The organism is Diplocloster hominis, from assembly GCF_032380655.1.
GTDB lineage: Bacteria > Bacillota > Clostridia > Lachnospirales > Lachnospiraceae > Diplocloster > Diplocloster hominis.
In genome coordinates this window covers 57,230-81,001 of record NZ_JAWDIY010000018.1, presented here as the reverse complement: position 1 = coordinate 81,001, position 23,772 = coordinate 57,230, and the positions used below count along the sequence as shown (strand labels likewise).

The window sequence follows — 23,772 nt, the reverse complement described above, 5'->3', positions numbered from 1 at the left end:
GTGCGTTTTTCTCCCTTAACAGGGTGACCATATTCCTGAGATCCTCCAGAAATAAAATCTATTCTATATGCCTTTTACCTTTTTGTCTGCGTATCACCAGTACCGCAAGCGCACACAGCGATACCGCCATTAGCAGGAACAGGAACACCGGATGGGCCGAATCCCCTGTCTCCGGACTCTTCTCTACGCCTGACTGCGTATCATTCTGTGCCCCATCCTGTCCGTCCGATGAATTAGGCTGCGCAGTTGGCTGCGGAGTCACAGTTGGAGTCGGCTGCGGGGTCGGGGTCGGCGTTGGCTGCGGACCAGGATCATCGGACTCCTCCGCAAATACGCCGTACAGACTGAAGCTGTCTGTCTCAAACTGCACCGTCGTGTTGTCTGCCTTACAGTTCAGGTATTCCAGTTTAAAACTGATCTCAGTTTCTGCCTTCACATGCACGACACCTATGCCGCTTCTTCCTGAGACAGGCATATTACTCAGGGTCAGCGTCACGGTCTTTCCTGCGGGCACCGGATAGGATTCCCCGTTCCGCGTATCCTCCAAGACGAAGTCATATAAGGCCAGCAGTTCCTTCTTTTCCGGTTCCTTCTTTTCCAGTTCCCCTTTAAGCCAGACAAACCTTCTGTCATCTTCCGGGATACGTTCTGCCAATATCCGCACATACCACGGAAGGAATGTGCCGGTAACAGCCGTGTCCGCATTTCTATGGTTTACTTCCCCCGACTCCCTCTGGGCATTTTCAAGCCTGTTCCGGACATCCGCAGGGATCTGCCCCTGTTCATCTGCCGGCAGCGCATCAAATGCGTTCGTGGCCATTGCCACCTGGTCGGCATCTATATAGGAAGCCACCGGCTGAGGCAGCGCCTGAATGATGTTAATAACATCCTGCATACCGGGCGTGGGAAGGATTCTCATGGTTCCGGCCTCATATGTGATATCGTAATTGGGATGAGCCAACGGTTCTGTCTGGACGATCACATAATCACCTAGATCAGAGCCTGTATAGCCCAGTTTGCCGCCGAACTGTTCCTGATCCCCCGGCACCAGGGCTCCCGCTGTCACGGTCCAGGTGAATGCCGGGTCTGTGCCGCCAAAGAATTTGGACTGATCGTCAGCTTTCACCGTAATGGGGCATTTCTCCACGTTCACTTCCAGATCCCTCTTTGTATTGGTTCCATAAACAGCGGGGAAAGTCCTCTTTCCTACATTGCCGGCAAAGGTATCCGGATTTTCCCACCCCCAGCCGGCCGGTAACTGGATATCCCTGAGAGAATCGCCGTAGGTGGCAGACAGGTTCTCAGGCAGACTGATGTTAAGCGCGGTGACCGTGACACCGGCGTTCAGGGACGAGTTGGCCGCATGGGTAACGGTGATCTGCACAGCACCGGAAAATCCTCCCGGCAGAATCAGGCTGCACAGCGCGTTTTGATCCGGGTCTTCCTCAAGCCTTACGCCTGCTCTCCTGCTGGTATCGTCGCAGTCCCAGATCAGCCTTTTCTGGCTGGCGTCTGTTGTTAGTTCAGCTACGAGAAGCACCTTCCGCTCCTGGTCGCTAAAGTCCACTTCCTCCATGGAAGCTTCTACCTTAAGCGTAGATTCCCCTCTTTCATAGGACACCAGATGCATGGGCATCGTTCCATCCTGCCCGCCAAGACCGCGGAGGATGGGAAGCTTGCTTTCCCCCGAGGAATTCAACTGCATCTCCCAGACTGATTCGAGGTCAAAGCCCACGTCATCCGCCCAAAAGCTCTTTTCCCAGACACGGTTTTTCAATACCGCCGTTCCGGCGGCGCCGTTGGCCCCGGCGCCCGCAGGGGAGAGTTTCATCCCGTCAAAACCGTAACTATTACTGATATAAGCGCTGACGCCTGATCCGGTACCCCCTGATTCTTCCAGGTTGCCTAATATCCTGTCCCGGTCGGAGGACTGCGCTTCCACCTGGTAGCCCAGCGCTGCCGCGTTTTGCAGCGCCACATACTCTTTTCCCGCTGTTCCGTACATTTTACCGATCAGACCGCCTGCAGCGCTGCCTGGGATACCAGCCGTGCTGTTTCCCGGGCTGGAGACGTCAGCAATGCTGTAGCAGTTCCGGATGCCGGATCTCTTCCCATTCATAACATAAGCGCTAAGGACGCCCGCGATGCCGCCTGCGTATACGCCACCGGTGATGGTGCCGGTCGAGTAACAGTCCTGGATCCAGCCATCCGGAGTAAATCCATAGTCCCCTGTGATACCTCCCGCCCCCACGAAGGCGCTGATGGCTCCTGTGGAAAAACTGCGCTCGATGACAGCGGCCCTGAGAGCGGGCGCTGCTGCGTCTTTTTCCACTAAGCCCGCGATGCCGCCGCCGACCCTGCCCCGGATGATGCCTCCATTTTGGCACAGACGGACGGTGCCGGGGATCAGCCGACCCGTAATACCGCCGCTGCAGCCCTCTGCTTCCTTTGAAGCCAGAACCGCCCCGGTGTTGGTACACCCGGTAATCGTGCTGTTGCTGCACACCCCGGCGATCCCCCCTATTGTCCGGGACGTGGTCTGCGAATTGGGGAGCTGATCCACATTGATGGCGGCGCGGTTGACACAATCTTCTATTACGCCGCCGTTTTCCAGACTGCCGACCAGACCGCCCACAGACCACGCATTGGCGGTGAGCTGCCCCCTGGCTGTGACATTTTGTACAGTCCCCGACATCCGGGCTGCCAGCAGTCCAGCGTAAGTTTCCACGAAAGTGCCATAGTCATTGTAGATGTCGCCGCTTATATTCCCCTCCACCGTCAGGTTCTTGATGACAGCTTCGCTATCGACCTGCCCGAACAGCCCGGCCATATTTCCTGCGGCAAAGAGGTCCGTTATCGTGATGGTTTTGCCATTTCCGTCAAAAGTACCGTTAAAGTTCGGCATGGGCCGCCAGGGATTTTTGGCATTGACCACATCCGCCAGCCGTATATTGGTTTCCAGCCGGTACGAACCGTTATCGTAAGCTGCGTTGTCCTCCGAAAGCTTCTCAGACATCCATACCAGATCCTCTGCGCTTTTGATCAGGTATATGCCGTTCTCCTGCTCCAGTTCGTTGCTCTGCACCTCCAGCGGGAGATAGTTGTATTGGTCGCCCAACAGCCTCATAAGAATGGGAGTGGCGTCATCTGACGCCTTTTTCCATATGCCATAGGAGCTGCCGGGGAGTTCTGTGTTCATGCTCGCCCCCAGTGCTTTGACGTCCATCTGAGCCGTACCGTCTATGTTCGGCTGGGGAAGCGCGCTACCGTCAAGCAGGCCGCTCCAGGCGAACTGGTTGGTGAAGGTATTCGGGAGGGCGGTTATGCTGCCGGCTACCAGCCCGGTCCCGCCGCCGCTTTTGGATACACTGATCTTAGTGGGAAGGGCGTAGCAGTTCTCCAGTCTTATGGAATATGCCTGACGATCCGGGTTCTCCATATAGATCTGCCCGTACAGTCCACCGGCGTATTCGTATCCCTGTACGGTGCCGGCTGCAAAACAGTTGCTGACCGTGTCCATCCCGAAACCGGTATCATCCCCCAGATAACCGATCAATCCCACCAGGCCGCCGGTGCCCCTTCCCGGAAACTTGATATAGGATGACCCATATACATTCAATGCAGCATAGCTGTTATAGATCGTGCCTCCCCCGATCAGGGCACCCACCAGCCCGCCCACCATGGACCCGTCTGTCACCTGAATGGCGTTGGGTTCCCGGATCATGGCCCCGGTGCTTCGAAATGCGGCGCATTCTTTGATCTGGCCATTGCACTGTCCTGCTAACGCGCCCACATACCTGGCGCCCGAGACCTTACAGTCGACAAGGGAGAGACACTGCACAGTCCCATATGGAGTGATATTAGCAAAAAAACCGATGGCCAGAGTGGAGTTGTCACCATCTATGACCAGGTTCTTTACCGCATACCCATTACCGTCGAATTTCCCCGAGAAATCCTTAAAGGGCACGAAGCCTGTGACGCCTTCCATGTCGATATCGTTGGTCAGTTCCAGCGTAATATTTTTATTGGATTTATGGTTTTTCGAGACCTCAACCAGTTCTTGAGGCGTATGGATTTCGATGGTGACGGGATCGGTAATTTCTCCCATATCCGCATCCACCATATGAGAGGGAGGCGCGCTGGTCTGCCACTCATACCGGGCGACATAATCATCGCCCAGAATCGGCATGACACCTCCGGTATTCCACACGCCCGTAAAAGCTGATTTCAAAGCCCCTTCCTTCACGATACTGTCGCTCGTCAGCGGCACTATCACTCCGCCCGGCGACTCGGCTATTCCGTTCAAGGTCAGTTTCTGTCCCTGCCACACCCGGGATATTCCGAGATTAACCGTCACGTTTGCCTCATTCTTGGCCTCGGGCTTTGAATCCGCGCCAAGTATAGAGCCGCATGTGAGTGTACAGTCATATATTGGATCCGTTGGATAAGATCCGGTAATCGAAGGCCCCAGGGAAAACCCGGACAGATTAACTCTGCTCGGTGTCCTATTACCTGAACCACTCGTCAGCACCTCGTGAAAGCCCACCAGCCCTCCGGCGCCATGGTATTGTGGTCTGTAAGAGCCATCGGGGTATGCATACGGACTTAACGTCGTCTGCACTGTGCCGGTATTGTAACATTGAGATAATACATTCAGCGTAATCTTCTCATCCTCATGACCAATCTGACCACACATGTTACCTAAACTACCTACCAGACCCCCAGCGTCTGTTTTGCCGCAAACCTCCCCCCGGTTGTAGCAATTTTGTATTGCGGTGAAGGAATGGGAAGAGTTCCCCGCATAGGTATCCACGGTAAATATCACACATCGACCGATCAATCCGCCGGCAGCCCCTTCAGCCTCCACCTGTGCGAGATTATAGCAATTTTTCATGGCATAGCCGTAGCTTCCCTTTCTTACTATTAATCCTCCCGATGCAGCGCCGATAAATCCCACGATACCTCCAGCTGTATTCCCTCTAATCTGGCCACGAACCGCACAGCCGTCCAACCAGAAATAACGATAGGCATCTTCCTGTATACCAAATACTTCTCCCACGATGCCGCCAACATTACAACTGCCCACGATATCAACTGACAAAAAATCCAGCGTACCGTCGAAAGAGCAGAATCGGATGTCCGTATTATAGGCAGTCCCCACGATGCCGCCGGCACTTAAACTTGCCAATTTCCCGGGTACCGAGCCCAGTGCCCAACTCATGTCCGCTTTCTCCACATGCAGATCGGTGATACTGCTGCCGCTTCCCAGTGCCCCGAACAGACCCACACCTGTTGCAGCGTCGATGGGGCCCAGACGGAGATGGAGATCGGACACTTTGTGCCCATTCCCCTTCACTGTGAGTTTGGGCAGATCTTTATAATTGTTCGTACTTATAACGGTACCGATAGGTGTCCAGCCTATTCCCGCCGTGTAATCCTTCAGGGAGATATCCGCCTGAAAATCCAGCGTCCAGCCATCCAATTGGTCGTTCGGCTGTTTGCTCAGCCAGCCCAGGTTGCCGGCCGTCTTGATTATGTAGGTTTTCGTTGCGGCCTGGGCCATGGGAACATCGTTATACAGGGTATCGTAGTCATCCTTAAGCCAGTCCGGCCAGGCACCCTTTTGCAGCGCGCCCGGTACACCGGTCAATACGGGCAGGCCATCTTTGCCGCGGTTCCACGCAGGGGCGGAAAAAGCGTCCCACATGCCGTCTGTGTTGGCTCGTATCTGTGACGCACTGTAACCCATGCTGTTTTTATCATAGGCAGGGAGCATATTATTGCCCGGGATCATGGCCCAGTAGGCGAGGCCTTCCCCGGAAGAAGCAGTCCCCAGATACCGGCCGACCAGCTGGCTGTACGTGCCGCTTATATTTCCCACCGTCCGGTTCAGCGCGATAATATCCTCACTATATCCCGCCGTTACGCCAACCACGCCGCCCGCGCCGCTGTAGATACCTGCCAGGGTAGGACCTTCCACCTCCCTGATAACCGCTGTGCTGTAACAGCGTTTCACAACGCACGTTTCCAGCTCCGGATGGGCGGCGATGCCCGCGATCGAGCCGGCATAGTAGGACGTAAGTGACCCGCCGGTGTAGCAGTCCAGAACGCTGCCGCCCTCCATATAGCTCAGGATACCGCCCACGCCGTGCTTCCCGCTCACGTCGGCCTCGGCGAAGCAGCTCTGTACGGTACACTGAAAGCCGCTGCCCATCACACCGCCGACGTCCTTATACGTGGCGGTCACTGTTCCGCTCACGTAACAGCCCTCGATGGTGCTATCATGCCCCTCGCCCACCAGACCGCCGACCAGAGAGTCCCCCAGGATGGATACGTCCTGCAGCACCATGTTCTTGATGTTCGCATTCCTCACGACGCCGAACATACCCACGCTGACGCTGCCGGGCAGGCTGATGGTCAGGCCGCGGATGGTTTTGTAGTTCCCGTCGAAGGTGCCGGAAAAATTTTGGATGGGCGTGAACCCGTCCTGTTTGTCCTGCTCCGGCATCTCGATATCCGCGGTGAGTTTGACATACATTCCTTTATAATCATTGCCATTGTTCACGTCGTCGGCAAAGGAGACGAGATCCAGCCAGTTTTGAATGCGATAGGGATCTGACTGTGTGCCATTTCCCGGCAATTTCCCCAGATATCCGGGAAGCAGGGCAGCCGCACCGCCAAGCGAAGGCATCCGGGACGGCTCGTAAGTCCAGGGCTCAGTTGTAAAAGCCTGGGGCCACGCCTGCGCGTCCATAAGCTCCCCGCTCGATTTCGGACTGGCATATTCCTCGTTTGCCCCGGCGCAGCCTACCCAATAAATATTGTTTTCTCCAAGCATACCGCTGACGGGCCCGAAAGCGCCCGCCACGGAACCCGACTGGCCTGCCGGCGCTGTCAAACTCTTCGCCAGGATTGCACAGGAGGACAGGGTACCTTCCTGCCAAGTACCGGTCACACCGCCCGCATTGCCATTTTCTGTATATACTGTGCCGGTGAACAGACAATATTCCACCTTGCCGTCCGCAGCGATGAGTCCGCAGATGCCGCCTGCATCCGTCTCTCCCACGATCGAGGCGTTGGTCACCGAACAGTTTCGGATCGTGCCCTGGTTTTCTGCCGCGATACCGCCTGCCTTTTCGTCTCCGGTAATCTCACAGCTTTCCAGTGCCAGGTTTTCTACCGTACCTCCCGTACCGATAAACCCGAACAGGCCGGCATTCGTCTGGTTTACGCCCAGGTTCTCCACCGTATACCCCGCGCCGTCAAAGTGATCCGTAAAGGGTCTGGTACTGTCCCCGATCGGCTGCCATCCGTCTGCAAATGAGGTAAGATCAATGTCTTTTTCCAGCTGAAAATACAACTCAGCGTCCGGTGCCACATTCAGGATTTCCCGCAGTGTCCCGTCGTTATAACGTACAGCGATCTCCCGGAACATAGCGGGACTTCCAATCTGGAAAGGGTCCGTCATGCTGCCGGTTCCCACCACGTCCTCGCCGGCGATTCTCAGTACCCCCGGGTTCTGCTGACCTGCAGATGGAATAGCATCGGCTGTGGGCGCAGCTGTCGGCTGAACTGAAGATTCCGGGGTAGGAGCCGGTTCCTCTGTCGGGGCGGGAGCCGCTTCCTCCGTTGGGGCAGGAGCCGGTTCTTCTGTTGGGGTGGGAGCCGCTTCCTCTGTTGGGACGGGAGCCGCTTCCTCTTCTGCAGAAGGTCCGGTATGTTCAACAGGCGCATCTGATTCCGCAGGCAGCCCGGAAGGTGAAGGGTTGGGATCTGTCTGCGCTGCTGTGCTGCCTATTTCGTCATTTTCAGCGAGAGCCGTAAACGGCATGGCTGAAACGAGCAGCCCCAAACAGAGGATCAGGCTGAGCAGCCGTTTGATCACTCTTCTCTTATCGTCCTTTTTTTCTTTCTTCATGCTGATTCCTCCTCATACTATATCATCTCCGCATGTATCAACAACTTTGCCCGGTGGGTATCTGAACCATTGATCCCTTTTACATTTATCATATAGTTGTTTCTCTTAATTTTAAAGAAAACTGTTCTAAATTGTATTCAAAATGTCGTAATCTGTAAATTTCATTGCGGAAATATAAAAATACTATCCTTGTACCGGAGTTTTCTTCTCCTGCCCGACAGCGTCAGGCAGCAGCAGCATGACTGAACTGCGGTAGACCTTCCCCTCTGCCTCAAATCTCACACCGCCGCCATATTTTTTCGCCACCGCTGTAACAGAGGACTGGCCGACACCTCTCTCTTTTCTTTTATTGTCCCCCATTGAGTTATCGACCGTCAGAACCAGTTTTCCCTCTTCCAGGCTGCAGCGGGCATTGACAAATTTATCTCCCGTCTGCTGGTTATACACACTGTTGGCCGCATTTTCAAACAGATTCCCGAATATGATACACAGATCGGAATCCGGAATCCCCACGTCACAAGGCAGAACCAGCCGCACATCTAATACCGCCCCCGCTTCCTTCGCTTTGTTCATATAGTATCTGGCTACCGTATCCACCGCGTAATTCTCGCATACCGGTGTTTGGGTGTCCTCCGGAAGACTTTCACGGTAGTACTTTAAGTATTCATTTAAGCCCGTCTTATCATCTTTTTCCACATATGCCGTAATCACTGTCAAATGATGACGCAGGTCGTGCCGGGCCGCCCTGGTCTGCTCGATGTTCTGCGTGAGCTGTTCATAGTTCAGCGCCTGCAAGGCCAGCTGATTCCCGATATTTTCATTATCCGCCTGGAGCCGCGCCCCTTTTGCGGCGTCCATAGCCGCACGCAATGTCACGAAATAGGTCACAAAGCCGGTCAGAAGCACCAGAAAATAGATCGCGAATATCTCCGGATCGGAAAAAGCGGACCGGATCACTACAGACGTATACAGGATATTTATGATAAAAAACAGTGCCGGTGTGACATTTAAAAGCCAGAAGCTTTTCCCTGACAGACTGTCAAAGGCCCTGCTTAGACGTCTCTGGAAAAATCTATACAGAATAGGATAGGTCACTACCAGTAAGCCAAGGTAGATAAGACCATATGGTGTGGACGCAACGATGCTCATGTCATCTGTGAACAACCGGATGTCGATATATTTGGCGGTAAGGTTCAAGATATTGGAATACGCCTGTACAACCAGAAAAATATAGAGCAGCTTAGACAGCGCTATCCGGAAAGAAAAGATATACTGGACAAGATAGATCATATAGAAAAGAAGCAGCACAATGGAATCCAGCCAGCGGGCGCCAGGCAGCAGTAATTCCCGCATACCATAATAGAACGCCACCATCAGGGTAGTCAGTAAGATCATCGAGATCAGCGTTTGTTTTTTCACCTTAAGCTTACTAAAAAACGGAATGCAGCACAGCAGGTAGTAGGGCGCATTTAACAAAAAACTGAATATAAATATCCGCCAAAAGTCACTCATCCTATTACATCCTTTCTTTTAATGTCTGACGCAGTTTTTCAAAATAATAATCCTCAAACGCCGCTTTCGCTGATGCCTTATCCTCGCGCTTGATGGGGACAAGGCTTCCGTCATTCATCAGGAAATCGGAGCCCTTGGTCCCTGTCACATAATCAAGGTTCACCAGATAACTGCGATGGCAGCGCAGAAACCTCCGGTCTGCAAGTCTGCTCTGTAATTCGTCCAGCCGCATATAAACCCGTATTTCTCCCTGATTGGTACGAATAAGACAGCAGCGGTTCTGGAATTCCACCATACGGATCTGGGATAATAACACTTTTTTGCTTTCCCGCTCTATATTCAGTACGATATACGGTTCCGGCCGCCCGGTCAGCCGCAGGCAGCGGTCCAATGCCACGGCCGCATCGTTTTCCGTATAGGGTTTTACCAGATAATGAACAGCTCCCACCGCATAGCTCTCAGCCATGTGATCCGCGCTGGATGTGGTGAAAACAATGGCGGCTTTCGGATCGCATTCAGCAATCCTTTGTGCCAGTTCCACACCGCCCATCCCCTCCATATAGATATCCAAAAAGTTTATTGGAAAAGCCTTTCCATTCATGGCTGCCAGCATCTCCCCGCCGCTTTCAAAGGCACAGACTACTGCGTCCAGTCTTCGTTCACGCAGTAAATGCCTCAGGCAATCGGCGAGGTTGTTCCGCTCCGTTTCATTATCGTCACAGACTGCGATAATCATATGCCGTTCCCCCTCGTAATATTGATACTTATATTTTGCATGATCATCTATAGGAATTGCAAGAAAAATGTTGTAAACAGGACTGTAAATGTCGTATTCTGTTTCCTCCGCTTTTTACGGGAGTATACGAAATAAGACGTCCGGCCGGGCTTTTCCAGTCGAACGTCTTAACCTTTTTTCCATATGTTTCCATGTTGATGTACTCTGGATTTTTGATTTTAATATGGGCTTATCCTATCGGTAATGTCATTCATGCTATTCATTTGTGTAATGCTCATCGTCTGTATTATCATCGTTATCCTTGTCATCATCGTTATCCTTGTCATCATACTTATCATCATCAGCTTCGTCTTTGGTATCGTCCTTGTCGTCCGTATCGTTTCTATCATCGGTATCATCTATGGTATCATACCTGTCGCCGGTGTCGTCTTTGTCATCATTCCTGTCGTCAGTGTCGTCTTTGTCATCATTTCTGTCGCCGGCTTCGTCTTTGTCATTATTCCTGTCGTCGGCATCGTCTTTGTCATTATTCCTGTCGTCGGCTTCGTCTTTGTCATCATTCCTGTCGTCGGCTTCGTCTTTGTCATCATTCCTGTCGTCGGCTTCGTCTTTGTCATCATTCCTGTCGTCGGCTTCGTCTTTGTCATCATCATTCCTGTCGTCGGTGTCATCATCGTCATCGCTGTCGTCATCGGGATCTTTTTGGCTATCCGGTATATCTGTTTCTAACTCTTTTACTTTACCTGTTGCCGCATCGACTTCATACTCATATTTTATTCCGTCCAAAATGAATTCGATTTCGTAGGTTCCATCCTCTATATCATATTCCTTTTCCAGGAACTTAATATCTTGCCGGCCGAGCTGAGTCTTAAGAAGGTCCTGCGCTGTCTTTGCATTAATATAATTTTTGCCTCCATAAGTATCGTCATAGTTCGCTTCCGTAAGGGTCATCGTCTGACCTCCCATATGTCTTTCATCCACTACCGATCTGATCTCGTTCGACACCTCTTCTAAGAAATCATCGCCTGGATATTTAGATCCCCGTTCCAGTTTCAGAATAATATTTTTTTCATTTCCACTGATTTTAGTTTCAAAGTAGCCGGCATCTTCTATTTTTCCGACTATTTCACGGATTACTTTTTTGCAGGGCTTCCCTTCGTAATCCTCCATTGAATCAATGATTTGTATGCCGTCTTTATTTAATCCTTCTAATGAAAGAACATCTCCCTCATCGTCATAATTTACAGCTATTTCCGGGTTCACACTCAGCAGCAGCCGGCCGGCACTTAGGGACTTCTCCGCTTCGGAACCGGTAACAGCCGCCTGTACCGGTTCGGCTGCTTTTCCATTACATCCTGCCAACAGCATCGCTCCGAATATCATCCCCATGAACACGCCTAATTTCTTAGTTGTCAATTTTTCTTTCATTCCTTCCATCTCCTTTTAATAGTTCGCATTTCTACGCTTTTTTATTTACATCAGTAGGATACGATAGGATTTTTCTTAAACCGGGGTCGGTGTAAAAATTATTTTTGTTGGGAGGGGACTGGCATCTTTCGGTAGTAAAGACAGCCTGCAAGCAGCTGCGTGGAGAAAGGGGCCTGTCCCCGGATGTAGGTCTATCCGAAGAAATATAAGCCTGATTCCGCGGATGTGGGATCTATTCCAGTCAACATCCGGGGACAGGCCCCTTTCTCCACGCGGCTGCTTGCAGGGCTGGCTTTACTACCGAAAGATGCCAGTCCCCTCTACAAATATAAAATAATTAAGACAATGCTGCTAACTTCATGTTATAATAGATCAAATATATTTTTGAATGCAGCAAGGAGGAAGTATGAGAAGAAAAGATAGGGAAATAACAGATTTTAATGAAATTATTGAGATAATCAAAAAGTGTGATGTATGTAGAATTGCATTAAATGATAAAGATTTTCCATATATTGTCCCCCTGAACTTTGGATTGGATGTACAGGGAGAACAAGTTTACTTCTATTTCCACGCCGCTACGAAAGGGACAAAATTGGACTTAATCGCAAAGGACAACCGCGCGACATTTGAAATGGATTGTGACCACCAGTTTATTCTTTACGAAGAACGAATGAGTTGTACAATGGGATATGCGAGCGTGATTGGACATGGTCTCATAGAAATCGTACCCGATGAAGATAAATATGAATCGCTAAAGATTTTAATGAGACAATATCATGCGGAAGATTTTAAATTCAATACAAATATGATGAAAGTCACAACTGTTTTGAAAATGACCGTTACCGATATGATAGGTAAGAGACGAAATAATATACATTAAAAAATAAAACAGGCCCTAAAGGCCTGTTTACATTTTTTGAAACAAAATCACTGCAAATGACACCCGTCATACCTCTGGTCCGCTCCGGTTCCATAACGTCTTATTCATCATCGGAATCCCCGTCGTCATCGGATTCCCCGTTATCCTTCGATTCCCCGTTATCCTTCGAGTCCTCTTCCTCCTGTGAATCATCGTTATCGTCGGATTCATCGTCATCGTCCGGACCTTCCTCATCATTCGAGTCATCGTGATCATTCCGGCCCTCACTGTCATCATCATCCCCCTGTGACTCCTGATCCTTGGAGTCGTCATCGCTGTCATCGGAATTTTCCTCAGCATTCTGCTTTTCCGGATTCCGGGCGCCTCCCTGCTGCTCTTTCGGGCTCTTTGCCGGCATCTTCTGTCCTTCCTGATTCTTGTCAGTTCCCCTGTCCTGTCCCGTATCATCCGGCTCTGCATCATCAACGTCATCCCTGGAGGACATAGGATCTTCCCCCGAATCATCTGTCCTGATATATATCGTCATGGCACTCCCGGCAAAATGGCTCTCTAATTTTGAAATCATCTCCTGTTCAGAGCGTTCCTTCCACTTGGCATCGGAGGAATCGACAGAGATCCGTATTTCGCTTCCGTCCGCCAGGAATCCCATATCCACCGCCCGGTCCACCAATTCATCCGTCACCTGATCCTTTTTCTTCCCCCGGAAATCATAGTCCCTGACCAGAGCTTTTCCATCCTCATTCATTCCTTCCACTCCCACGACCCGGTCCGTCCGGCTGACCGATAAGCGTACATCCGGGTTGATCTGGATTCGGACGGTCCCATAGGTCGCGAAGTTCCTTTCGTATCCGCCTAACAGTACCAGGAACAGACATGCCGCAGCCGCAGCCATTATAAACAGCTGCTTATTCAAACCTCGCCGGCGGGACTTGGGTTCCCGCATCGCTACAACGTCCCGCACCTCGCTTCCCACCTCATATCCCAGATTGGCTGCCTTCAGAAAGCGTCCTTCTTCATCTAACAAAACCGCGTAACCCGGATGAATCTCCATCACCAGATATTTCATACCTCTTCACCGCCCTTTCTGGGAATGATCTGATACAGGTGCCCCCGGATGATCTCATACCCATTCGTCATGGCCAGCAGAATTGCCACCAGATATTTCCGGTGACGCTCCAGCGTTTTGCGCTCCACTCCTGTTTCCCGGGCTGCTTCTGCCATAGGCACCTTTTTCGTGCGCAGGAATTCATCCAGCAGCGCCGGATGCTCTCTTGCATAGGTCAGTACTTTTTGACAGGCATAAAGTGTACGCTTTTGTTTTGGACAGTTTTCCGCCACCTCGGAATATGAGATGCCAAAATCCTCCAGCTGTCTGCCGAATTCCAGTATTTCCTCCCTGGCAGCACCGCGAAGGACCGATTCATCCGCCCTATTTGTTTCATCCGCGATCTTATCAACGAATTCTTCCTCTTCTTCCTCCCCCGCCGGCCTGTTCAGGGATACATTTCCCCGGTGTCTTTTTTCCGCACGGTAATAATCGATCAGTCTGTTCCTGATCACTCGTGCCGCATATTTCATAAAAGCCCCACGGGTCTTTTCGTAACTCATCACAGCCTCGTGAAACGCCAGCATGGCGATACTCAGCTCATCATCCCGGCCCTCCTGCGGAATTCTATGTATAAACTTCGCTGTCTCGGATCGTATGAATCCCATGTACTGCCGGATCAACCCATCCGCAGCTTCGGTATCCGTCTTTGCCGCACAGACCTGATCCACAATCTGATTGCCCTGGTCCATTTTTTCCTCCGGTGGCGCTTCTGCTGCGCCCTGTCTTTTGTATAAAATCCAAAGATCTTCTCATATGTAGTATGCGGAGCAGCGGTTCTAATTTCGGGGTCGCGCGCTCCGATTTCTTTCCACTCCTATTCTACAATACCCTTTCACTGTCTGTCACTTGTTTTCTCAGGAATAAGGGCGTACATTTCTCAGGTAAAAGGATGTGAACAGGCCCTAAGAAAGAACCGCGCAAAAAGCCCCCGAAGCAGCTTCACTCCCTGTGCGCTGCCCCGGAGGTCCGGCTCATAGCCTTTCAGGAAAGGCGTGCCTTCCTTACCTTCCTCAGCTTGAATAATTCTCCAGGAAATTATACAGCTGCTGAATATCCGTAATATAGTTTCCTGACTTAATTTTTTTCTGAATCTCTTCCGGAAGAATCTCCACTTTGATATCCGTATATTCATAGACCGTCTTTTTATCCATATAGTAGACGGTAATATACCCATTTTCCTCGATCAGATAATATTTATACTCCTTAGCCGGCGGCTGAAAAGTCTTGCGCAGCACGATCCGGTCCTTTGAAAATGAGATCAGCTCAAAGGAAGTAAGCCCTTCCTCCAGATCCTCGATGGACGGTGTCTCTTCATAGGTCTTGAGGTATTCAATCAGTTCCTCTCTGGTTTTCCCTACGAACTCCGCCGGTATGTTCTTCTGCTCTTCCTTCAGGGAAAAATCGGTCGCATTGTAATGTTCCAGGACGTATTTGGTGGTGTTGGTAATCCGGTCCTGGTCAATGGTGTCCACGGTCAGGAACTCATTGCCGGACGGATCTGTATCACCGATCCCGGACAAATCCATATTGTCCAATTTATATAAAGAATAGCGGTAGCTGCCGTATACGATTCCTGCCAGCAAGACCGCCGCAATGCAAAGGCCGATACCATATTTTTTCATAGGATTTCCTCCTTTTTCCATAGTATCGGCCTGTATTTATGAAATTATACATGAAGCGTTCTTAGAGCAGATGAACTTTTTTTGCGATGCGGGCGATCAGATTCCCTTTGGGGAAATTCTGAAGTTCCTGCTCATTCACACCCTTCAGCAGCAGCAGCACGCACAGATAGATCAACGCGCCCAGAACGATAGCGATCAATACACTGACCGTGTTTGATTTTACCAGCTTCATCAGCCCGGTATAGATCAGGAATACGGCGATTCCCATCACCGCGGAGGACAGCGCCGGCACCACAAACGTCCTGCGGATCTCCTGCCGGTATCCCATATGCTTGCGGATCGCCAGCCCATTCAAAATACACATCATTAGGGAAAAGAAAATATTCGCCCAGATCACCGCTTTGATATCCATATGAAATACCTGGAGCAGCAGGACCAGGAAGGCCAGATGGGTCACCAGCGATATGGCCGCATTGCGCACCGGAATCCGCATCCGGTTAATTCCCTGCAGGATACCGTTTGTCAGGGTAGACAGGGAATAGAACACCACGGATACCGCTCCCAGCCGCAAAAGCTGCGCGGGCAGCTCGCTGGAATCGTGAAACAGCAGCTGCTGAACCGGCGCGGCCAGCGCGAAAAATCCCGCGGCACAGGGGATCGTCAGAATCATGGTGAACCGAATGGACAGGTCCGTCCGCTTCTTCACCACGCCTCCGGCCCCTTCCGCCATGGCCCTGGTGAGCACCGGAACCGTGGAAGCCGCCATGGCCGATGCGATGGCTATGGGGATATTGGTCAGCACCTTAAACTTGCCGGAAAATATCCCCCACTGGGTATCCACCATCGCCGCCCCGAAGCCATTGGCATACATGAGATTCTTAAAAACGCCCTGATCCAGGATTCCGCTGATATTATAGACTGCCGTGCTCAGCACCACCGGTACGATGGTAAGAAATAAAATCCGGTAGACCTCCCGGTAGGATTCCTGCTTTCTGGAATGGTCTTTCGCCATGGCCCGCCGGTTTACCCGCCGGTACAGGTTCCAGATCCACATCAGGAACAGCATGGTCACGAGGGAGGCCGCCACCACACCAAAGGTAGCGCCCGCCGCGCCGTAAGCCGCGCCCCAGACTTCACTCTCCAGGATCGCACTGATCTTCATTCCATACCGCACCATATAGTAAGCGGCGATCAAACCTACAGCCGTCTTAATGACCTGTTCAATGATCTGGGAAACCGCGGTGGGCATCATAGTTCCCATCCCCTGGAAATATCCGCGGTAAACCCCGATAAATGCCACCAGTACAATGGCCGGCGCGATCACCTTCAGAGCCATGGCGCTTTCCGGGGTGGACAGGATCTTACCTGTGAAAAAGTCCGCTCCCAGATATGTAACCACCGCGATCACCGTTCCGATGATACCGGCAAATACCATGGCGCCCTTATAGATCCGCTGCGCATTTTTCCTCTGTCCCGCACCGATCCGGGCGGCTACCAGTTTGGATACCGCCAGCGGCAGACTGTAGGAGGAGATCAGCAGCATCATCGAATACAACTCAAATGCACAGGAATAATAACTGTTTCCCGTATCCCCCAGAATTCTGGTCAGCGGGATTCGATAGACAGCCCCGATCAGACGCACAATAATAGATGCGGCCGCCAGAATACTGCCCTGTACCAGATAATTAGATTGCCTGCGTTTTCGTCCTGTTCCCATAGGACACCTCTGTTCCGATTATTCTTCCGTCTATTCCCAGCGAACCTCTCCCGCATCCGTGGCGGAAATGATGCAGACCCAGGTTTTGCCCTGATTCAGGAGGAGCTCATTGCCGTTCTGGTCATAATAATGACCGGAATCCGTATCATCTTCGCCTCTCTCCCAGGTTCCTTCGATCACTTTACCATCGGTAAAATATCTCATGGGGCCGCCGGTCTTGGTGTCTACCCACCAGTAGCCTTTTGCATCCCTGGTATCCGCATAACAGTACTGCAGGATCACATTCTTGACAGCCAGCTGCTTGCCGGTCATATCATCGATCTGTTTTCCTCCATACTGGCTTCTGTAATATAAACCATCACTTTCCTTGTACTCGAAGGACGGCTTGTTCACCGGATATCCGGGTTTGACCACCTTACCGGACTGTCCGCCGGACATGTCCGCCGTTTCTCCCTCGGAGACAAAGCCCAGTTTCCCGGTGTATTCCTTGTTATAATCCATGCTGTATCCGAGCTTGTCGATCCCCTTCATAATGCCCTCACCGCTTGCATAGCAGTTATGCGGCGCTTTTCTGTCGGAGGTACGGTAATATACGATATCGCCGGGATAGCCTGCGCCGCTGCTGGCCAGTCCGCTGACATTATTTACATAGTCCTTGGACAGCAGATCCAGAGCGTACACCGCCTGGCCATAATGGCAGTAGATCGCGTCAAATTCCAATGCAAACTGAACAAAGTAATCGCGGCAGCTTCGGACGGAACCGATTTTCTTTAAATCCTGCCACTCTTCCATCACACCCATCAAACGGGTCATATATCCTTCCACCGGAGCCTCATAGATCACGCCGGATCTGGAAATACCAGTCTGGGGGCAGGCTGCCTGCGCGTTGTTGAATACATAGGCGATGGGCCTGGTATCTCCAACGGACTTGTCCACCCATTCACCGGTCAGATAACTCTGCACCTGATCGCCGTTAGTCTGGCGAACCCACATACTGCCCGCGTTCTCTTCCACTTCGGCAGGCTCTTCCTCCGGGACCGGAGTTTCAGCCGGCGCTTCGGGTACCGGTGTCGCCGCCGGCGCCGGAGTTTCCACAGGTGCCTCCTCTTTCTTGCCGCAGGCAGTCAGGCTGACCGCCATGGTCAGAACAAAGGCAAATGCTACTATTTTTTTCATCACTCTTTCCTCTCTTCCTTATCTATCTGCAAGCAATGCAGGATTTCTTCCTGTTTTGCTTCCATTCGCTTCGCTTCATCCCCGGTCATATGATCATAACCGAACAAATGCAGCATACTGTGGGCGATTAAAAACGCGTATTCCCTCTTCTCGGAATGCCCGTACAGCTGCGCCTGTTCCCTGACCTTTTCCAAAGAAAGTATGATATCCCCCAGCATCAGTTCCCCTGTTTCCGGGTTAAAGTAATCCAGCTCATCCGCCTCAATGCCGGAGAAATCCGCCGGTGTGTCATAGTCGACCAGCGGAAACGACAATACATCCGTGGGCTTGTCGATCTGCCGGTATTCCCGGTTCATCTCACGGATCGATTCGTTATCCGTCAGGGTCAGGTTTAATTCCACCTCATAGGGACAGTTGACGTAGTCCAGGGCCTGCTCTACCACCTGCCCGGCCACAGCCTCCATATCCAGATCCAATTCCATCTCACATTCTCTTATTATCTGTAAACTCATGCGGGAACCTCTCTTTTTTGTTACATACACTTGTGTGCTTTTGGTTATCTCATTCTTACAATTTTATTCCATCAGTTATCTTATCTGACCTTCTCAGAGCTGTATCCGGTCTTTGCCCTGCCGCCGCTTCGATAGCGGTCTGTCTTTTTCATGGTATTCTCCTCGTACTCCTCGTAAGCCTGTACGATCTTCTGCACCAGAGGATGACGGACCACATCTTTGCTGGTCAGATAGGAGAATCCGATATCTTCTACCTTTTTCAGAACCCGCACGGCAATATCCAGGCCCGATTTCGTACCGGAGGGCAGATCCTTCTGGGTCATATCACCGGTAATGATTACCTTGGAGCCGAATCCGATCCGGGTGAGGAACATCTTCATCTGAGCCGGCGTCGTATTTTGTGCCTCATCCAGGATAATATACGCATTGTCCAAAGTACGCCCGCGCATGTAAGCCAGCGGGGCCACTTCGATCAAGCCTTTCTCCATATTTTTCATAAAGCTTTCCGGGCCCATGATCTGATACAGCGCATCGTAAAGAGGCCGCAGATAGGGGTCTACCTTGCTCTGCAGGTCTCCCGGCAGGAAACCTAATTTTTCCCCCGCCTCGATGGCGGGCCTGGTCAGAATAATCCGTCCCACCTCTTCGTCCTTAAACGCCTTGATCGCCATGGCCATAGCCAGATAGGTCTTGCCGGTACCTGCGGGGCCGATGCCGAATACGATCATCTTTTCCCGGATCTGGTCCACGTACTGCTTCTGGCCCAGCGTTTTGGGCTTGATTGGCTTTCCGTTGATGGTATGGCAGATGCAGTCCTTATCGATCTCGACGGCCGCCTCTTCCTTTTCTTCAAAGGAGAGGGCTATGATATAATCCACATTCTGCTCACCGATAATATTTCCCCGTTTGGACAGCTCCACCAGCTGTTCAAATACTTTTCTGGCCTTGACAGCCGGGCCTTGCGGCCCTATGATCTTCAGGCCGCCGTCCCTGGCGATTACCGTTACCTGGAAGGCTCTTTCGATTTTCTTTATATAAGCATCAAACTGTCCGAACACATTTTGGGCATGTTCGGACGGAACATCGAGAATTTTTTCAGTTATACTCATTCTTCTTCGGTCCTCTCTTCCGGTTCAGGGATGGTCAGCATCTCTGTGGGCGTGCGGGCACCGATTTTTTCTTCAACCAACAGCTTTCCCGCGGCTTTGCAGAAATCCCCATCAATTCCTATTTTAACATTATTTTCAACAATTTGAACCCCTTTTTTTCTTAATTTTTCTAAAAATTCCGACAAATGTTGTTCCGCTATGGCATTTGCTTCTTCCTGCGTATATATTTTTTCCACAGGCGTGTAGTCTTTTACCGTGGAAATCTGTAAAGTTAGGGGCAAATAAAAGTTTTCCCCGATTTTCAGCGGGTATTCATCGGTAATGATGTCGAAGTTCTGATAGGGGATCTTCGGCTGGAACAGGCGGATCTGTTTTTGGAGGATTTGAAGGCCAACCTGAAATTTATGTTCGCCGCTGTAATTTTTATCGGTATAAGCCAACGGGAATTCATCGCTGTATTCATGGACTGTTTTCGCGTAGATATCCGCGTCTGCGGACCGGAACTGATAGTTGATGACAGCGGCATCGTCACCCAGCACATCCACCCGTCCCAGTACCAGCAGGTCTCCTTCTTTTACCACATCTCCCACTTTTACCTGAGGGGTGCCCGCCCGGGTGATCATTTTTGTGATGAGCCCGTCTTTATCGGCGATGAGATCTGTCACGGTATCATCCCCCTGTTCCTGGACCGTGTCCACCACATCCGTATCCGTATTTTCCCGGACATGGATTAAGAGCCTGGTTCCCCGGATCTCCGCCGAAGCCCAGATGATATCACCAAACTGGGCTCGGATCATGGATTCCACTTCCTGGCAGTCCACCTTTTTTTTGGAGATTCCGTGATATACCTCCCGGGTCGACAGATAATCCAGGATCACATCCGAGGTCTGGGTATAATTTCCTTCTATATGAATGTCCCAGATAAACAACGACATCACGTAGAGCATAGCTGCGCACAGAACGATACCGATAAAGAACATTTTACGCTTCCGGTATTTATGTAAAAAAAAAGGAAGTCCACATTTGTCCAATATTACTACCTTTGTCTTGGTTTTCTTCAATATTGGCTTCAGTTTGCGGAATCCCTTGATCGTGATATACATTTCATAATCATCACCGACATTCTCAATATTCCATAGCAGAATATCATGGTAACTGCATAAATTGATGAACCGTTCCGGGGAATACCCCACCAGACGGATTTTTATATACCCTTTTATATACTGAATGATTTGAATGAGCAACCAGATGCACCTCGACTTATTTTAAGTATCATGGATCTCTCTACGTATAATGGATCTCTATAATGCGTCCTGTAATTTTCATTTCATCATTGGTATAGTAATCAATATGCAGATTCGTCCCCTTCATCTCCAGCTGGCAGGTTTTCGTCTGGAGACGGATTCTCTCCTTCGTATATTCTATGATTCCCCGGTAATTTTCCACATAAGCTTCACACTGCCCGGTCACGGTCAGGATCACCGCCCCGAACATCAGGTCCTTGGGAAGCTTCAGGGAATCCACCACATTTTCCTTGACACCCGGAGTCTCTTCTTTTTGTTTTGCGATGCGGCCTGCGTTTCTTGATTTCCTCATAGTCATCCCATATGGTTTATTATCTAATATATGTGGAGGAATACCGGATTATGAATTTGGACGCCAGCTGTGCCGCTTTTGAGAGGAAGGGATCTCGGCCTTTGCGATGGAAGGCAGGAGGCAGACAGGGGAAACCCGCGGGAAATAGATTAGATAATGAAATTAAGATGTGCTATACTTACCTTTAGATCCGGCTGCTGTGCCTGCCGGAATAATAAGTAAAGAGGGGATTTTGATGGGTAAAATATTGTTTGTGAACGCTTGTGTACGTCCGCAGTCCCGTACATTGGTTCTGGCTAAACAAGTGCTGGGGCAGATGAAGGGGACCGTGGAGGAGGTTCGTCTGGAACGGGAACCGCTGCTGCCGTTGGATTGGGACCATCTTAAGGAACGGGACCGGTACGCGGCTGCGAAAGATTTCTCCGCTCCTTTGTTCCGCTATGCCAGACAGTTTGTGGACGCGGATGAGATTGTGATCGCCGCGCCTTACTGGGATCTGCTGTTCCCGGCTGCCGTGCGTACTTATCTGGAATCAGTTACCGTGTGCGGGCTCAGCTTTAGATACAGTCCGGAGGGGATTCCGGTGGGACTGTGCAAGGCCCGCCGGTTAATCTATGTCACTACCGCAGGAGGGCCTATTGGGGAGAAAAATTTTGGCTGGGATTATATGAAAGCTTTGTCCCACACTTTCTATGGTATTTCGGATGTTATGTGTTTTAAAGCGGAAAACCTGGATATTATCGGGGCTGATGTGGAAGGGATTATGGGTAGGGCAAGCAGGGAAATTCTTACGGCTTTGCATGAGTAAATAAGGTTTTATATTGCGTATAAAATCAATCTATGGGATTTTTACCCTTACTTACTATGGCCCTTTTTTGACCGGAAACTTGCCCGGCCGGACAACATTGTCTGCGTTTTTTACATCCATAGCCGTTTACCATTTCTATATAATGCAGATAAAAGAACGATTTAAATCCTGTCGCATAAAATGATATAGGTACACATGTATCTAACTATATGTAGGTGTACTGTACCTACATCATATTTATGGGAAAGGATTAAGTTAACATGAAAAAATATACTGATTGTAGTGATTGCGAAGGATTCATGAATAGCAGCTGTACTTTTTGCGGCGGTTGTGGTTGCAGTCATTGCTGTCGAGGCCCTCAGGATCCGGCTGGCCCTGGCGGCGACGCAAGCTCCGCCTGTTGTGGCTGTAGTGAGCAGCTGAGAAATATCATTCAACAAATCATTACCCTGTATCCAACTAATGATTTGTTTGTCACTTTGAATAGTGGTGATGCGGTTGTTGGCCGTCCCGGCTCGTTAATTACAGGACCGAACGGGCGTACCGGAGTATTTGTAGTGATAAATCCTCAGAATTATGAGCAATATTTGTCCACCTGCAGCATTGACACGATTCAGATTAACAATGCAACGTATAATGATGCCATTGCTTATTTACCTGAGCCGGTTCCCGGTCCGACAGACTGCTGCTCCGATTGTGAAGCAACTATTCGTTCTCTCTTACCTGTCGGAACGCCTGACGTTAGAATAACCACCAGCACCCAACCTCCATCCGTAGGAACGGTTATTAGAAATGAATACGGCATGATCGTACTTGCTAATGAAGCTGTAAATAATATCACCTTTATATCCTCATGCAGCATAGATTTATTTTTCACCTGAAGCATGAAACGGGCGGACATAAGTGTCCGCCCCAATTAGTACGTTATATCCCGTTTTTTACTGAGTATTTTCCTGTCGAATCACGGCCTATTCCTGTTCTACAACCTGAAATTCCTGCTCTTGAACCAACTGTTCCTGAAACTGGTTATAGTAATCCTTCCAAAGTAAACTATAGTCTTCGTCTGCTCCGCTGTTTGCTAATTGTTCATAATATGCTTTTCTTAAATCATTGGCATACTTTTCAATTGGCAGATTTTTTTGGTATACGGTATATTCATAAGCCCAATAATCATCTTCAGATGGAAAAGCATCGATAACGGCCTGAACGTCATCTTTATTTGCCGCTTTGGACATTAGCTCCTTTAAATCCTCTAAATACGCCCAGATCTCTTCGTCTGTTACCGTATAGCCATGTTCAATAGCTGCCGCATATAAAGCTTCGCGTTTCATTGCGCTGTCTATTGCTTTGGCTCTGGCTGTATCATAATCATCAGATGTCTGCATGAAAAAATCTGTAGCCTGCTCTATTTCCTGCTTCGTCACAGTGATGCTGTTACCGGTTGCATAGAGATCTCCTTCCGATAAGGTTTGTGTCTTGTCCGCATAACCAGATAAAATACTCCCCCATTTGCTGAGAACTGCTGCATTTTTGCTCCCTCCCAATGCAGGTACTCCCACCATGCCCATGACAAATGCAAAAGCCACCAATGCCGAGAGGAGCCTTTTCTTTTTCCCCATAACACTGCCTCCTCTTTTGTATATGAGCATC

17 protein-coding genes are annotated in these 23,772 nt (G+C 50.4%); 3 read left to right on the top strand and 14 right to left on the bottom strand.

Features of this window, described 5'->3' with window-relative positions:
- Positions 1–58: 58 nt before the first annotated feature.
- From ABC831_RS16610 to ABC831_RS16595, 4 genes are all read right to left on the bottom strand, one after another.
- On the bottom strand, positions 59–7,918 hold the full coding sequence (locus ABC831_RS16610; RefSeq protein WP_343249217.1) for an MBG domain-containing protein: 7,860 nt from the start codon (positions 7,916–7,918) through the stop codon (positions 59–61).
- A 183-nt stretch (positions 7,919–8,101) separates the two neighbouring features.
- On the bottom strand, positions 8,102–9,430 hold the full coding sequence (locus tag ABC831_RS16605; protein WP_343249216.1) for a sensor histidine kinase: 1,329 nt from the start codon (positions 9,428–9,430) through the stop codon (positions 8,102–8,104).
- A gap of 4 nt (positions 9,431–9,434) precedes the next feature.
- Complete coding sequence (locus ABC831_RS16600) at positions 9,435–10,166, bottom strand: LytR/AlgR family response regulator transcription factor (RefSeq protein ID WP_343249215.1); 732 nt, start codon at positions 10,164–10,166, stop codon at positions 9,435–9,437.
- Positions 10,167–10,421: 255 nt separating this feature from the next.
- The gene (locus tag ABC831_RS16595; RefSeq protein WP_343249214.1) at positions 10,422–11,594 is read right to left on the bottom strand and encodes a PepSY domain-containing protein; all 1,173 of its coding nucleotides are present in this window, start codon (positions 11,592–11,594) and stop codon (positions 10,422–10,424) included.
- A gap of 406 nt (positions 11,595–12,000) precedes the next feature.
- Between ABC831_RS16595 and ABC831_RS16590 the strand changes: the two genes are divergently transcribed.
- Positions 12,001–12,474, top strand: coding sequence for a pyridoxamine 5'-phosphate oxidase family protein (locus tag ABC831_RS16590; protein WP_343249213.1), 474 nt, complete (start codon positions 12,001–12,003; stop codon positions 12,472–12,474).
- A 100-nt stretch (positions 12,475–12,574) separates the two neighbouring features.
- Here ABC831_RS16590 and ABC831_RS16585 read toward each other — a convergent pair whose 3' ends face one another.
- The 9 genes from ABC831_RS16585 to ABC831_RS16545 all read right to left on the bottom strand — a co-directional run bounded on the left by ABC831_RS16585 (position 12,575) and on the right by ABC831_RS16545 (position 21,314).
- Positions 12,575–13,540, bottom strand: coding sequence for an anti-sigma-I factor RsgI family protein (locus ABC831_RS16585; RefSeq protein WP_343249212.1), 966 nt, complete (start codon positions 13,538–13,540; stop codon positions 12,575–12,577).
- Positions 13,537–14,271, bottom strand: coding sequence for a sigma-70 family RNA polymerase sigma factor (locus ABC831_RS16580; protein WP_343249211.1), 735 nt, complete (start codon positions 14,269–14,271; stop codon positions 13,537–13,539). The genes ABC831_RS16585 and ABC831_RS16580 overlap by 4 nt, the downstream gene beginning before the upstream one ends.
- A 321-nt stretch (positions 14,272–14,592) precedes the next feature.
- Positions 14,593–15,204, bottom strand: a complete 612-nt coding sequence (locus ABC831_RS16575) for a hypothetical protein (protein WP_343249210.1) — start codon at positions 15,202–15,204, stop codon at positions 14,593–14,595.
- A 61-nt stretch (positions 15,205–15,265) separates the two neighbouring features.
- Positions 15,266–16,921: a putative polysaccharide biosynthesis protein gene (locus tag ABC831_RS16570; RefSeq protein WP_343249209.1), complete on the bottom strand. Its 1,656-nt coding sequence runs from the start codon at positions 16,919–16,921 to the stop codon at positions 15,266–15,268.
- A 30-nt stretch (positions 16,922–16,951) separates the two neighbouring features.
- Positions 16,952–18,097, bottom strand: coding sequence for a DUF3048 domain-containing protein (locus ABC831_RS16565; protein WP_343249208.1), 1,146 nt, complete (start codon positions 18,095–18,097; stop codon positions 16,952–16,954).
- Positions 18,097–18,609: an rRNA maturation RNase YbeY gene (gene ybeY / locus ABC831_RS16560; protein ID WP_343249207.1), complete on the bottom strand. Its 513-nt coding sequence runs from the start codon at positions 18,607–18,609 to the stop codon at positions 18,097–18,099. Before ybeY ends, ABC831_RS16565 begins: the two co-directional genes overlap by 1 nt.
- Positions 18,610–18,689: 80 nt before the next feature.
- A complete protein-coding gene (locus ABC831_RS16555; protein WP_343249206.1) occupies positions 18,690–19,718 on the bottom strand; it encodes a PhoH family protein in 1,029 nt (342 codons plus the stop codon).
- Positions 19,715–20,962: a sporulation protein YqfD gene (yqfD, locus tag ABC831_RS16550; protein ID WP_343249205.1), complete on the bottom strand. Its 1,248-nt coding sequence runs from the start codon at positions 20,960–20,962 to the stop codon at positions 19,715–19,717. Before yqfD ends, ABC831_RS16555 begins: the two co-directional genes overlap by 4 nt.
- A 40-nt stretch (positions 20,963–21,002) precedes the next feature.
- Positions 21,003–21,314: a YabP/YqfC family sporulation protein gene (locus tag ABC831_RS16545; protein ID WP_343249204.1), complete on the bottom strand. Its 312-nt coding sequence runs from the start codon at positions 21,312–21,314 to the stop codon at positions 21,003–21,005.
- A 235-nt stretch (positions 21,315–21,549) separates the two neighbouring features.
- On the opposite strand from ABC831_RS16545, the gene ABC831_RS16540 reads away from it, so the two are divergent.
- Both ABC831_RS16540 and ABC831_RS16535 read left to right on the top strand, forming a co-directional pair.
- Complete coding sequence (locus tag ABC831_RS16540) at positions 21,550–22,122, top strand: NAD(P)H-dependent oxidoreductase (RefSeq protein WP_343249203.1); 573 nt, start codon at positions 21,550–21,552, stop codon at positions 22,120–22,122.
- 260 nt (positions 22,123–22,382) lie between these two features.
- A complete protein-coding gene (locus ABC831_RS16535; protein ID WP_343249202.1) occupies positions 22,383–23,003 on the top strand; it encodes a hypothetical protein in 621 nt (206 codons plus the stop codon).
- An 87-nt stretch (positions 23,004–23,090) separates the two neighbouring features.
- Here ABC831_RS16535 and ABC831_RS16530 read toward each other — a convergent pair whose 3' ends face one another.
- On the bottom strand, positions 23,091–23,741 hold the full coding sequence (locus tag ABC831_RS16530; protein WP_343249201.1) for a hypothetical protein: 651 nt from the start codon (positions 23,739–23,741) through the stop codon (positions 23,091–23,093).
- Positions 23,742–23,772: the final 31 nt, after the last annotated feature.

What these genes read in the sequence shown, in the direction of transcription:
- ABC831_RS16530 (WP_343249201.1), bottom strand. Translation starts at nt 23,741, where the DNA reads ATGGGGAAAAAGAAAAGGCTCCTCTCGGCATTGGTGGCTTTTGCATTT.
- ABC831_RS16590 (WP_343249213.1), top strand. Translation starts at nt 12,001, where the DNA reads ATGAGAAGAAAAGATAGGGAAATAACAGATTTTAATGAAATTATTGAG.
- ABC831_RS16565 (WP_343249208.1), bottom strand. Translation starts at nt 18,097, where the DNA reads ATGAAAAAAATAGTAGCATTTGCCTTTGTTCTGACCATGGCGGTCAGC.
- ybeY (WP_343249207.1), bottom strand. Translation starts at nt 18,609, where the DNA reads ATGAGTTTACAGATAATAAGAGAATGTGAGATGGAATTGGATCTGGAT.
- ABC831_RS16545 (WP_343249204.1), bottom strand. Translation starts at nt 21,314, where the DNA reads ATGAGGAAATCAAGAAACGCAGGCCGCATCGCAAAACAAAAAGAAGAG.
- ABC831_RS16535 (WP_343249202.1), top strand. Translation starts at nt 22,383, where the DNA reads ATGAAAAAATATACTGATTGTAGTGATTGCGAAGGATTCATGAATAGC.
- ABC831_RS16580 (WP_343249211.1), bottom strand. Translation starts at nt 14,271, where the DNA reads ATGGACCAGGGCAATCAGATTGTGGATCAGGTCTGTGCGGCAAAGACG.
- ABC831_RS16540 (WP_343249203.1), top strand. Translation starts at nt 21,550, where the DNA reads ATGGGTAAAATATTGTTTGTGAACGCTTGTGTACGTCCGCAGTCCCGT.
- ABC831_RS16595 (WP_343249214.1), bottom strand. Translation starts at nt 11,594, where the DNA reads ATGAAAGAAAAATTGACAACTAAGAAATTAGGCGTGTTCATGGGGATG.
- ABC831_RS16575 (WP_343249210.1), bottom strand. Translation starts at nt 15,204, where the DNA reads ATGAAAAAATATGGTATCGGCCTTTGCATTGCGGCGGTCTTGCTGGCA.
- ABC831_RS16605 (WP_343249216.1), bottom strand. Translation starts at nt 9,430, where the DNA reads ATGAGTGACTTTTGGCGGATATTTATATTCAGTTTTTTGTTAAATGCG.
- ABC831_RS16555 (WP_343249206.1), bottom strand. Translation starts at nt 19,718, where the DNA reads ATGAGTATAACTGAAAAAATTCTCGATGTTCCGTCCGAACATGCCCAA.
- ABC831_RS16570 (WP_343249209.1), bottom strand. Translation starts at nt 16,921, where the DNA reads ATGGGAACAGGACGAAAACGCAGGCAATCTAATTATCTGGTACAGGGC.
- ABC831_RS16600 (WP_343249215.1), bottom strand. Translation starts at nt 10,166, where the DNA reads ATGATTATCGCAGTCTGTGACGATAATGAAACGGAGCGGAACAACCTC.
- ABC831_RS16610 (WP_343249217.1), bottom strand. Translation starts at nt 7,918, where the DNA reads ATGAAGAAAGAAAAAAAGGACGATAAGAGAAGAGTGATCAAACGGCTG.
- ABC831_RS16585 (WP_343249212.1), bottom strand. Translation starts at nt 13,540, where the DNA reads ATGAAATATCTGGTGATGGAGATTCATCCGGGTTACGCGGTTTTGTTA.